Source organism: Flagellimonas meridianipacifica (genome assembly GCF_003001695.1).
GTDB classification, from domain to species: domain Bacteria; phylum Bacteroidota; class Bacteroidia; order Flavobacteriales; family Flavobacteriaceae; genus Flagellimonas; species Flagellimonas meridianipacifica.
Map to the genome: position 1 here is coordinate 123434 of NZ_PVYX01000003.1, position 12103 is coordinate 135536.

The 12103-nt window shown below is 37.9% G+C and carries 13 protein-coding genes; 3 read left to right on the forward strand and 10 right to left on the reverse strand.

The window, feature by feature from the left end; translation table 11 throughout:
- The first annotated feature begins 1 nt into the window (after position 1).
- A complete protein-coding gene (locus tag CLV81_RS19975; RefSeq protein ID WP_106147945.1) occupies positions 2 to 967 on the forward strand; it encodes a type I phosphomannose isomerase catalytic subunit in 966 nt (321 codons plus the stop codon).
- A 24-nt stretch (positions 968 to 991) separates the two neighbouring features.
- On the forward strand, positions 992 to 1264 hold the full coding sequence (locus CLV81_RS19980) for a hypothetical protein (protein WP_106147947.1): 273 nt from the start codon (positions 992 to 994) through the stop codon (positions 1262 to 1264).
- Position 1265: 1 nt separating this feature from the next.
- Here the strand turns inward: CLV81_RS19980 and CLV81_RS19985 are convergent, their stop codons facing one another.
- From CLV81_RS19985 to CLV81_RS20010, 6 genes are all read right to left on the reverse strand, one after another.
- A complete protein-coding gene (locus tag CLV81_RS19985) occupies positions 1266 to 1961 on the reverse strand; it encodes a DUF4369 domain-containing protein (protein ID WP_170068345.1) in 696 nt (231 codons plus the stop codon).
- Between the two features lie 66 nt (positions 1962 to 2027).
- Complete coding sequence (locus CLV81_RS19990) at positions 2028 to 3290, reverse strand: DUF819 family protein (protein WP_106147949.1); 1263 nt, start codon at positions 3288 to 3290, stop codon at positions 2028 to 2030.
- Between the two features lie 39 nt (positions 3291 to 3329).
- The gene (locus CLV81_RS19995; RefSeq protein WP_106147951.1) at positions 3330 to 5528 is read right to left on the reverse strand and encodes a DUF5916 domain-containing protein; all 2199 of its coding nucleotides are present in this window, start codon (positions 5526 to 5528) and stop codon (positions 3330 to 3332) included.
- A 123-nt stretch (positions 5529 to 5651) separates the two neighbouring features.
- The gene (locus tag CLV81_RS20000; protein WP_106147953.1) at positions 5652 to 5930 is read right to left on the reverse strand and encodes a TIGR03643 family protein; all 279 of its coding nucleotides are present in this window, start codon (positions 5928 to 5930) and stop codon (positions 5652 to 5654) included.
- Between the two features lie 18 nt (positions 5931 to 5948).
- Positions 5949 to 6545, reverse strand: a complete 597-nt coding sequence (locus CLV81_RS20005) for an alpha-ketoglutarate-dependent dioxygenase AlkB family protein (RefSeq protein ID WP_106147954.1) — start codon at positions 6543 to 6545, stop codon at positions 5949 to 5951.
- A gap of 2 nt (positions 6546 to 6547) precedes the next feature.
- Positions 6548 to 7438, reverse strand: coding sequence for an AraC family transcriptional regulator (locus CLV81_RS20010; RefSeq protein ID WP_245912116.1), 891 nt, complete (start codon positions 7436 to 7438; stop codon positions 6548 to 6550).
- A 190-nt stretch (positions 7439 to 7628) separates the two neighbouring features.
- Here CLV81_RS20010 and CLV81_RS20015 point away from each other — a divergent pair, with 190 nt between their 5' ends.
- Positions 7629 to 8009 carry a hypothetical protein gene (locus CLV81_RS20015; protein WP_106147957.1) on the forward strand — a complete coding sequence of 127 codons (381 nt, stop codon included), beginning with the start codon at positions 7629 to 7631 and terminating at the stop codon, positions 8007 to 8009.
- A gap of 45 nt (positions 8010 to 8054) precedes the next feature.
- Here CLV81_RS20015 and CLV81_RS20020 read toward each other — a convergent pair whose 3' ends face one another.
- From CLV81_RS20020 to CLV81_RS20040, 4 genes are all read right to left on the reverse strand, one after another.
- Positions 8055 to 8690 carry an MOSC domain-containing protein gene (locus CLV81_RS20020; RefSeq protein WP_106147959.1) on the reverse strand — a complete coding sequence of 212 codons (636 nt, stop codon included), beginning with the start codon at positions 8688 to 8690 and terminating at the stop codon, positions 8055 to 8057.
- Positions 8691 to 8731: 41 nt separating this feature from the next.
- Positions 8732 to 9142 (reverse strand): hypothetical protein, encoded by a 411-nt coding sequence (locus tag CLV81_RS20025; protein ID WP_106147961.1) that lies wholly within the window; start codon positions 9140 to 9142, stop codon positions 8732 to 8734.
- A gap of 381 nt (positions 9143 to 9523) precedes the next feature.
- Entirely contained in the window at positions 9524 to 10627 is a 1104-nt protein-coding gene (locus CLV81_RS20035) for a helix-turn-helix domain-containing protein (RefSeq protein WP_106147965.1), read from the reverse strand.
- Positions 10628 to 10751: 124 nt separating this feature from the next.
- Positions 10752 to 12089, reverse strand: coding sequence for a hypothetical protein (locus CLV81_RS20040; protein WP_106147967.1), 1338 nt, complete (start codon positions 12087 to 12089; stop codon positions 10752 to 10754).
- Positions 12090 to 12103: the final 14 nt, after the last annotated feature.

Consider the following 12103-nt stretch of genomic DNA (forward strand, 5'->3'; position numbering starts at 1 on the left):
AATGCTTTATCCGTTAAAATTTGAACCTATTCTCAAAGAGAGGCTATGGGGAGGAACCAAGTTGAAAGACGTTTTAGGAAAACCCATTCAAAGTGAAATTACTGGAGAAAGCTGGGAACTTTCAGGTGTTGATGGAGATATTTCAATAGTTGCTGAAGGACCGCTAAAGGGAGCATCACTTAGTGAACTCATTCAAAAGCAAGGAAAGAATCTTTTAGGAGAAAGTGTGGTAGAACGTTTTGGGTTGGATTTTCCTATCTTGATTAAGTTCATTGATGCTAAAAAAGACCTTTCCATTCAGTTGCATCCAAATGATGACCTAGCAAAGGAAAGGCATAACTCTTTCGGGAAGACAGAAATGTGGTATATAATGGATGCCGACCCTGGTGCCCAACTTATAGTGGGTTTCAACAAGTCAGTGGAAAAAGAAGAGTATGTAAAAAGCTTGGAGGAAAATACCCTTTTGGATTTGATGAATTATGAAGAAGTAAAGGAAGGTGATACTTTTTTTATAAATACAGGCAAGATACATGCCATTGGAGCTGGTGTCATGCTTGCCGAAATTCAGCAGACTTCCGATGTAACCTATAGGGTATTTGATTTCAATAGAAGAGACAAGGACGGAAACCTAAGGGAGCTTCATACGGAATTGGCACTGGATGCAATGGATTACGAAAAAAAAGACGATTTCAAGGTGATGTATCCAAATCAAAAGAATGCACATAATCAAATGGTGGATTCCCCTTATTTTAAGACCAATTATTTGAATATTGACAAGAAAATGCAAGTTGATTTATCTACTAGGGATTCATTCACCATCTATATGTGCGTTGGGGGGAAAGCCAATATTGACAATGGAACTGGAAGAACCATGTTAAAAAGAGGTGAGACCGTATTAGTTCCTGCAAGTAGCGATTCCGTTACGATTGAGACAGATAAAGCAACACTTTTAGAAGTAAGCATTTAATAGTACCTTTGAAAAAAACGAGGCATGGCTAGTATTCGCGACTTAAAGAAAGATGTAAACTTTGTGCTGGGAGATATAATAGAGGCAGTTTACATTTGGGAAGCAGGTTCGGACAACAAAAACTCAAAAGAGGGTAGTGATATTATAGATAAGGCTATTATGGCCTTTGATGAGTTAATGTCCAAAATACACCAGAAAGAGGTGGACGATAAAAAGATCCATTTCAAGGATATAAGGTCGCAACTGGAAGTTAAAGCTACAGAACTTGTTGAAGAGCTAAATAAACTCTCTGATTAACTCATTCTTTTCCCAAGAATTCCTTAAACTCTTTTCCATACTTCGATTCCAAAACCTCTGAAGTTAGCTGGTTGTAAATAGAATCCAAATATTTCGGATTGGCCTCAGCCGCTTCGGTCATCATTATATAAGGTGTAGCATAAGAGTTGGCATTGGTCAACCCAAAATTTAGGGCATACCTGTAACGACTAATTATGTTTTTACGAATTAATTGCTGAATTGAATCCACCGCCAGAGAGTCCTTTTTTACTCCTTCATCAATTGTCTTTTTTGTCAATTCCAATTCCTTTATATTGAATTGAGAAATCATTTCTTTGAATTCTTCCCATTTTTCATGGCTTTTAGATCCTGAAATCTCTGGACTTAAATCAAAAGTCTTCCAAGAGGTGTTTATTACGATTTCTCCAGGCTCTCCAAAAAATACAATACGATCGTTGATATCATTGTTGTCCTCTTTGTCAAGATACAGATATAGTACTTCTGGACTTTCTAAATAATGAGAAAAAGAAAAAGTGCCATCTCCTTTGATTTCAATAGAATCTAAATTGATAAGGGATGAATCTTTAAACTGCTGAAAGAAAAGTTTGCCTTTTTTCAAGCCTTTAATATTGCCCGAAACCGTCATATTGGCCTTCTTTTCTTCACTACAAGACCAAACTAGCACACCTAAAACAAATAATAATAAGAGACGTTTCATCAAAACTTTTTTTGCGGGGCAAATATGCATATAATTCCTGAATTTTTCTTGTCTATATAAGGCAGATTACATTTGAGATGCCACCTCCATGAGAAGAGCACAGATGTAGGCGCCTGCCGTTCCTGCAACATAACCAAACACAGCAAGTAGAATACCTACAGATGTCAATGATGGGTGAAATTCTGCCGCCACCACAGGTGCTGATGCCGCCCCACCTACGTTGGCCTGACTTCCTACAGCCATAAAAAAGTAAGGGGCTTTTATAAGCTTGGCCACAAAAATTAATAGTAATGCGTGAATGCAAATCCATATAAAACCAACAGCAAGTAGACCAGGGTTCTCCAAAACCCTGCTCAAGTCCATTTTCATTCCGATGGTGGCTACTAGAATATAGATAAACATGCCGCCTATTTTACTTGCGCCAGCACCTTCATAGTTTTTGGCTTTTGTAAAAGAAAGACCAATACCTATGACTGTGGCAAAAACGACCATCCACAAGAACTTGGAACCTAGGGATGATAAAATCTTTTCCTTATTTCTGACCACTTCGAAAGTGTTTTCAAGGAACTCTGCGAAATAATGAGCCATAAAATGAGCTAGTCCGACACCGACAAAAGCGTAGGCCAACATCATTACAAAGTCATGCAGTGAAGTTACCCGGGCTATTCTGGCCGTGTGTTCTGAGACTTTGATTTTTAAAGCTTCAATGGATGAGGTATCTGCTTTTAACCAAGAATCTATTTTCTTTGTTTTTCCTATTCCGAACAATAAAATGGCCATCCATAGATTGGCCATAACGATATCGACCAAAACCATTTTTGAAAACTCTTTTGGATTGTATTGAAACACCTCCAACATGGCGGCTTGATTGGCACTTCCGCCTATCCAGCTCCCTGCTATCGTTGCCAAGCCTCGCCAAACTGCATCAAAACCAGCGCCGCCAACCGTTTCCGGCGAAAAAATAGACACAATTAAAATGGCTAGTGGTCCCCCTATTACAATGCCCAGGGTTCCCGTGAAAAACATAATGAGTGCCTTAGGTCCCAAATTAAAAATCGCCTTTAGGTCAATACTTAAAGTCATCAATATCAATGCAGCTGGGAGCAAATACCTACTTGCGATATAATAGGTATTGGAAGCCTCTTCTTTAATGAGACCTGTGCTGGCCATTATTGCAGGCAATAGATAGCACATTAAGACCGTGGGAACAATAGCATAGAATTTTTTCCAGAAACCTTTTTTTATTGAAGAAGTATAGAAGACAAATCCTAGGCAAAGGCAAAGAAGTCCGAAGATAATCGTGTCTTCGGTAAAGGGTAGTTCATTCATTCCTTGTTGGTTTTTTCAAATATAGAAAAATCAAGGCGTCTAAATGTTCAACCAATAGGTGAGCCGTAAATTTATGGAACGGTTTCTCGGCATAAAACTTTCAACGAAGTAATTGTCATTATAAACAATGAACAAATCTGACAATGGAGCAAAACGCCATTGTAGTCTTGAATTGATACCAAGATTATCCTGTTGATTACTATATTGAATGGTGTTCGACCAGAAAATGGACTTGCTGAAAGTAATATTAATTTGTGGGCTCACTAACCAGAGGTCCGCATCGGGGAAAGGGTCCGGAAGCTCAATGTGGTCGTAGTTAAGGTTTAGCGATAAAAAGAACTTTGGTTGTAATCTTAGGTTGAAGGAACTTTCTAGCGAAAATCGGGTACCGTTAAAGAAATCTCCATAACCTGGTTCAACAGAGTAGGAAAAAACCTTTCTAGGATCTGAATCAAAGTTAAACTCAAAACTGGTGTAGTAATAACCGACATCTCCCGGTAATTCAACTGCGCCATCAGTGCCCGTTGGATCAAAAGGCTCGTCCAAAAAAGTGAACCTATTGAACATTCTAATGCCAAACTGTGACTGGTTTTTAAACTCTGCTGCCCATCGACTGAAAATGGTATAATCCGTATTCTGGTAATCGAAAGTTGGTCTCCAGATAAAGTTTGGCGAAAAACGGAATCCATGCGTGTTTATTTTCCCTTTTTTTGGCCAAAAGTTGCACTCTATGAAGGGTCTGGTAATAATTACATCCGTTCTTCTGATAAAACCAAGATCTGAGCGAAAATCATTACCTACATAAGAATTTCTAAGACCAAAATTAATATGCCTTGAATTGTAAAAGAGGTCAGCACCTGCTGAACTGCTTTCATTACCTATTTCAGGAGCAAACGATTGATGATAAAAGAATTTACCTACCCATGTGTTATCTGATGAGGCAAGATTATAGTCCAAACCCAAAACCCTATTGTAACGGTCTGTTTCCTCCAAGAAGTCGTAGTCACCAAAGGTCTGCCTGTTTACAAATATGAAACTGAGGTTGGAGCGGGAAAACATTTTCTTTTGTAAGGCAAAAACGGTGTTGTTGTTACTGGGAATCTCATTGGCAACATCCTCTTCCGTCTGAAGGTTCAAAAAACCCAAACGCCAGTCCTCATTAAGCTTTCCACTAAGACGAACCCCTCCTATGATACCATTTTCCACCGATTCACCATCCAAATCTTCAGCAATTCCAATACGTCTGGAGAAAAAAGGATTTGCATCCCTTTCGCTACCAAAGGTTCCAAAAAGGTCGTTGTTATCTATAAAAAACTGTCGTCTTTCGGGTAGTGATATTTCAAATCGAGTGAGGTTGGTAAAAATGTCGTCTACCTGAACATTGGAAAAATCAGGGTTTACCGTGATATCAAGGTTAAGGCCGTTCCCAATAGCCACTTTTGCGTCCCCACCAAACGCCACATTGTTTAAACTTTCATCGGTTTCAAAATCTTTTTGCGCAAGTCCATTTATATAGGGTATCAGGGCCAATGGGGTACGAGATTTTCCTAGTGGTTTTTCAAATACCATATCCCCCATGAAAGCGAGATTAAATACGAATTGGTTTTGTGGTATTTCCGCCCAAGTGCTAGTTTCATTGGTCTGCATGTCAAATCTATAGCTGTTGAACCGCCATTTTGTCTCACCTTGGGAAAACTTAAATGAAGTAAGGGGAATTGCCATTTCGCACACATAACCATTGTCTGTAATCTTTGCTTCGCCTCGCCATTTAATATCCCATGAGGTAGTGAACCCGCTCAATGTGGTCCCTCCATTGGAAATGAGGGCTTCCCTCCTTACTCCATAGGGGTTCATACCGAATAAAAAGGCATTTGTTCCGTCGTTAAACGTATCAAATAACAAGCTGATGTTGTCATTGCCACCCGCTCGGTAGTCACGCTCCAATGAAGGAATTATATAGTCGTCACCTTCCGCGTTGAGAGTTATACCTATATATAAGGTGGTATTGCTATATAGCATTTTGATATCGGTCTGCTGAATGGCCAAAATAGAATCTGTAGGAAAGTATTGTTGGAAATCTTCTGCACTTTCCGCTGTTTCCCAAATGTCTTCGTCCAATATCCCATCAATTTGAATAGGTTGGTCAATGAACTTAACAACAAATGTTTTGGAGGAGTTTTGGGCGAATAGCAGAAAAGGTGAGGCAAGCGCAAAGAATATCAAAAAAGATTTTGACATGGATTAGTTTGAATTAGTCGCGCAAATTTAAGGGGAAGCTTAGTTAAAAAAATCCCAAATGTTTTTGAACTCTTAACTTTAAGATTCCTTTAAAAAGAAGGTTCTGACCAGAAATAAGCTACACTACCTTTTTGAAATTTTATTTCCGGTTATTTGGCGTTGCATTTTGCACTTAAAACGGTCTACCTCGTCGCTTCTTAGTTTGGAGTGTTTTGTAGTCCGGCCTTGAACCCGTTTTCTCCACATTTTGAAGCTGCTACGCTTCATTTCTCTACGCATAAGCTCAATGGTCTCTTGTTCGGAAATTCCAAATTGATAAGTTATGGCCTCAAAGGGAGTCCTATCTTCCCATGCCATTTCGATGATACGGTCAATATCCCGTTCGGAGAAATTCTTTTTCATGCAGCACAAAAATACGCTTTACTTAATAATACGAAAGGTGAGGTTGATACGTTCTCGTACATTTTTTGCTGTTTTAGCAATTTGATGGTGCCAAAAATGTTGGGTTTCTCCACGCATCAATAGTAGGCTTCCGTGTTCCAGCAATATTTTATACTTCAAGGTTTTGTCTGATTTGTGCCGTAAATGGAAATATCGTTCAGCACCCAATGAAAGAGAGGCAATGATAGGATTTTTTCCAAGTTCTTTTTCATCATCTGCATGCCAGCCATTGCTATCCTTCCCATCCCGATATAAATTTAAAAGACAGGTGGTGAATTCAATGTTTGCTTCTTTGTCCACTAGACCTTTAAGCGATTTCAATTCATCGGTAAAAGCGAGAGATTCCATGGTAATGTTCGAATAGGAATAATTTTTTCCGTTGTTGGAATAAAGAGCTGTTAATCTAGGCTGTGCATATACCTTACCAAATACTTTGATATCATCTTGTTGCCAAGGGGTATCTTTCCTAAGAACATCAAAGTACTGATTTGCCTTTTTTTCGCTCAAAAAATTAGGGTAGTACCAAATATCACTATCCGGTAGCCCTAAGTTTTGCTTCTCACTGAAGAGTTGCATAGCTATTGAAGTACCGCCTTTAGCTGGTTTCTGTATTCAGATGGATTCTGCCCAGTAAATGCTTTGAAGGATTTGTTGAAATGTGAAAAATTGTTGAAACCACTTTCATAGCAAACCTGGGTAATACTTATAGGTTGTTCGGCCAATAACTTGGATGCATGCACCAATCGATACTCGTTTACAAATTGGGTAAAGGTCTTGTTGGTTATTTTTTTGAAATATCTGCAGAACGAAGGAACCGTCATGCTTACAATATCCGCAATTTCATCTAATGTGATCTCTTCCTTAAAATGAGCTTTCACATGGTTGAACACTAAGTTAATGCGGTCGTTGTCCTTTATTTCGGTTTCCATAGAAAAACCCTCAGCGTTCAGTACACGCATATCATCAGAAGTTGCCAGTAGATTCAGAATGTTTAAAATAGATAGCAGACGTTGAAAATCCGTCTGATATTCCAAAATTTCCATTTTTTCACCAACTTTCATCTTTGTCTTACCATGAAAAGCAATGCCTCCCTTGGCCACCTCAAACAGTTTTTGAATGTTTTTCATTTCCGGAATATCAAAAAAATCACTTCCCAGGAAATCGTATTTCATTTGAACGAGGGTTTCGCTCTTATTTCCGGTCAATTTATCCGTAAATCCACAATGTGGTAGGTTTGAACCTATCAAAATAAGATCTCCCTCCCTAAAATAGGAAACATGACTCCCTATTTGCCTTTTTCCGGACCCACCGTTAATATATACCAATTCCAACTCTGGATGATAGTGCCACCCATTGTTCTTATTTTCCTTATTAGCGCTAAACTTTTGATATGTAAAAGAGTGCCCAAAACTTGGTGCAATTGCTTCAAAAGCAGGCTTTTGTAATACCGTCCCCATTTTTCCTTTCATAGTATAAAAGTATATGTTGGTTGAATAGATAATCTATGCAAAATTACCAAAAAACTATGCTATTTTATCATTAATACTTTGTTAACACATCAACTAGGTTAAAATTGCATAGATATCTGAAAAAATGGTTGTGTTTTTGCATGAAGTTCCAAAGTAGTTTTGTCTTGTAATCTTAAAAAAGCGAAACGTTATGAAATCAATTCTAAAATCGTTTACAGTAGCTGGATTCTTAATGATATCCGTAATGGGATTGGCTAATGGACCAGCATCAAGGTTTGGTAAAAAAGGAACAGCAAAGGCAGAAGTTGAGAAAAGCTTGATTGAAGTTACGTTGGATCCTGTTTTTGTGAAAAAGGGCGACAAGCTAATGTTGAACTTGTTGAACTTGACCCAAGGTATTGTATTACTAGAGGTATATGATAGTGAAAACCGCCTGGTCTACAGTGAGAAAATTGAAGGAGAAGTTGTTGTTGAAAAGGCCTTTAATTTCGAAAAAGCTTATGAAGATGAGTACACTGTAGTTGTGGTGGACAAATTGGGTACGTATAAAGAAACTATGAATATAAAATAGTTGTTTAGTTAATTTCAGTTTGAAAAGCCCCAAACGGGGCTTTTCTTATTTTAGAAACTTTTTTAGTTTCTCTCTTTTTCTTAAAGGTAGGGCTTCGTTGTCAATGGCCAGTTTTACCAACTCCGTATCTTTTTTACGAGCAAACAGTAATCCATAAAACTGTTTTACGGTCAGGGGACTATCAGATTTTTCAACAAGTTCCAGTTTGTCACCGTTCTTTACTTGGCCTGTTTCCAGTACGCGAACGTAAGTACCTGGGTGGGCATGTTCAATAAATTGTCCTAAAATATCTTGATTGCCAAATCTGAACCCCAGTTTATAGCATGGTTCCCGGGGTTGCGTTATTTGGACCAAGGCAGTACCCAATCGGTATACGTTGCCTATCTGTAATTTCGATTCATCAAGTCCCTCAACGGTCAAGTTTTCTCCAAACATGCCCCAGTCCCAATCCAAATTGGGATATTTTTCCTTCCAGTAGGGGTAAGCATCGGAAGAAAACAAATAACATGCCTTAAAGATTCCCCCGTGAACTCTTCGGTCGGCAATGGTATCATCTTCAACAATTTCTTCCTGCAAGGTTAATGCTTGGTCAACGGGATATTTGAAAATACCTGTGGAATGTGTCTCGCCGTTCCATTGAAAGAAAACGGGCTTGGCCAAATTGGTACTGATAACTTTCATGCCATGAAGTTACTAAACTGGCATGTAGTTTTTCCTAAATTCTAATGATTTAACTGGATTTTTACTTCTGATTGATATCGAAATTCCAGGACGTACATTTTTAGAACTGAATCTCCAATGTTTTCTAAATCGTGGATATGATTTGCATCATCAGGCTCCATGTATTCGGTGTCTCCTTTCTCAATCTGAATGAGTTGTATTTTTCCACTTTTACATCGGGATATGGCTAAACCGGAAGTGAGACAAACAAAGCTGCATGGAAAACGGTGTTTCCGAAAAGGGATTCGCTGTTTGGGCCATAAAGTTATGTCCCAAAGCCGCGAAGTCCCATTTTCATAAAGGAGTTTTTGCCCCAAAGAATCACCAATCCCACTTTCATCATTCAACTCCCTTATTTTCTCAATGTCCCACAGGTCAAAATTGCCTTCTGGGTTTAATTGAACATATTTCATTTTCACTTTTTTAAAGTGATGTAGATAACGTAAAAAGATACAACTACAAGTAATGGTAAAAGCATCAAATCATATCTTACCACTAAGGAAGGATTGATTTGTAACCAACTTTGGATTTGGATTTCCCACACCACAAAACAGCCCCATATTACGGCCAAGCATAACCAACTTATATATTTTGATAAATCCATTTTTAGTTTTGAGGCGGCAAAGGTTTAACAATACTCAAGAACGGCAAAGAATTCCACTTCATTTTAAGTACGGAATGCAGACTTACGAACTACAAAATATAAACGTGAATTCCTTTTATTTAAAGAAAAAGAAAAGAAACCTATAAATTAACTCAACATTACCTATACAGGACACGATTCTCAACGAAATTTACGATGCCAGTTTTTCTTTGTATCTGCTTGGAGTAGTACCAGTGATTCTTTTAAAAGCCGTGTAAAATGCGCTTTTGCTCTGAAAACCTACTTCAGTTCCAATACCCTCTATACTAAGGTTGTCAAGGTTTCTATCTGAAAGCATCTTCCCTGCCTTTTCTATTCTATATCGGTTGATGTAGCTATTGAAGTTTTCGCCATTTACTTTGTTGATTGCCTGTGAGATTCGTTTTGGATGCACCTTTAATGGTTCTGAGATGGCAACTATGGTCAAGTTTTTGTCCATGAAGACTTCTGATTCCTTAAGGTATTTATCCACTATCTGTACTAACTTTCTTTGTTCATTGGTAGCGGGTAAAGAAACCGTTTTTGTTTCGTCGGAGTGTGTTCCTAAATCATCTTCGGATATAAGAGAAACCACATCTTGTTGCATTATACCATGAACCGAGGCCCAATACAATATAAAGACATTATAGCCTGCATAAAAAATCCGATAAAGCATGGAATTGTCCACAAAATATCTAACAAAATGAAGTGCAAACAATATAAAACCGAAAAATACAAAACGCTTTACCCACAGGAATTCCTTTTGCTCAATCTGGGAAAATTGGTTTTTCACTTCTTCGGTATGCTTATTAATTAAGCGCCACATAAATATCAGCACACCTGTGGAATACAAAAGACCTACCAAAAAAATGGGCCGGTACCAAGTAGCTTGAACAATTTCTAGTTTGGTTTCTACGGGTAGAAGAAAAACAACAATTTGAAAAAGCAAAACCGCTAAACCAGGATATATGTACCAATAGCGATTACCGTTGCTTGAAAAAATGGAGATCTTTTGAATGTATACCAGAAAAAGGGAGGCCAGAAGCCATTCGCCAGGTCTTGGTAATACGCTCAATTTGGGGTAGTATTCCAAGATATTCATATCGTTTAAGATGATGGGAACAAAACAATAGGCATAGGTCAGCACAAAAAGGCCCAGAAAAAGTGTAGAGCGGTCTTTTCTCTTATTGGTATAAACCAAAATGGAACCGAGTATTACACCTTGTAGGCAACCAAAAATATCGATGATGGAAACGATGTTGTAGTTAATTTCCATTTCATCCTGTTTACCTCAAAAGATAATCATTTAAGTGCAAAAATTTGTAATGTAAAACCTACTTTTTGAAGAATTAAGGGATATAAAACTATGAATGAGTGGTTAAAAAGAAAAATCGGAAATATTAGTCCTGATAATAAAAGAATGGAATTGTCCGTACCATGAGCTTTGTTGTGTCACCTTCATCTTCGATTTTTTTTCGGACCAATCTTAAAATATGCTTACCCTCGTTAATGCTATCCAATTTCAGATAGGTCTCAAACCCAAGATGATTCTTTTTGTCCGTAGTAAGTAAAAAGTCAGCATCTATATCCAAGCTATCTATTTTAAAGGAATAAATGAAGTTGAAAGTTTCCATATACTTTTTTCGGATGCTATCTTTTTGTTTTCTTGAGGTGATTTTATCACTCCAATCGGTATTGAATACAATACTGGATTTCAAGCCACGACGGTCGTTTTCTGGTTTTAGGGATTCATCAAAAGAAAAAACGCGTTCTTCAAAACTCCCAGAAAAGGGCATAAAGACTTTTAGGTACTTTTTTGTGATGACCTTTGATGGTATCACGATATCTCCGGGATAGTCTTCATCTTCATCTTGCATATCCGCATAGTTTTCTCGGTTGGCAAAAATCTCTGAGGAACTTCTTTCTTTGTCCCAAAAGTTTGAGTTTCTATACCCAAGGGAAGTTAAAAACAGAATCAAAAGATAGATAGGGGTTAGCAAAAGAATTAAACGTTTTCCGAAACGATGGTCCAGAAAGTTATATACTAGTGGTCTATAAAGAAATGATAGCGTAAGAAAGCTGAATACCCAATAAACAGGGAAATATACTTTTGCCACCCATTTGTTTCTTTTCAATAACCCTTGAGTGATAAAATCAAAAAAGGTAAGAAACATCCCTACGCTTAAAAATATCATCAAGGCGGTCCCAATTCCTTTGGAAATCCATGCCGGCAAATAATCGTTGTCAATGATAAAATTGGCCACCAATACCATTGACACAATTACACAAGTGGTTGCCAACACATAGAAAATCAGCAGAAAGGAAATGGCAAAAAGTACACTACAATAGTTCTCCAGATTTGCTATGTACCTATCAAATGATATGATTCTTTTCTTCAGATAGCTTTTAAACCTTTCGCTGTACTTTAATTCTTCAAAATCAATGTCCCCAGATACATATCGCAGTCCCAATGCACCAATCCAAAGCCCTCTAAGTATTACGTGTAACAACAAATTAAAGAGCAGGATAGAACAAGCTATCATGGCCACAAAAAAAATGACGAAACTATAGATTTGCTCTTCGTTCTGAGCGTTGAGCATTGATGTTCTTATTGGGTCATAAGCGGTAAAAAGACCAAAAATTGCAAACCCCGAAATGATGAGCTCCAACTCCCAACTTTGTTGTTGTAAAGAATCCAATAACTTCTTAAAAGAGGGGCTTTTGTAATCGGTACTCATTTTTGGTGGTTTTG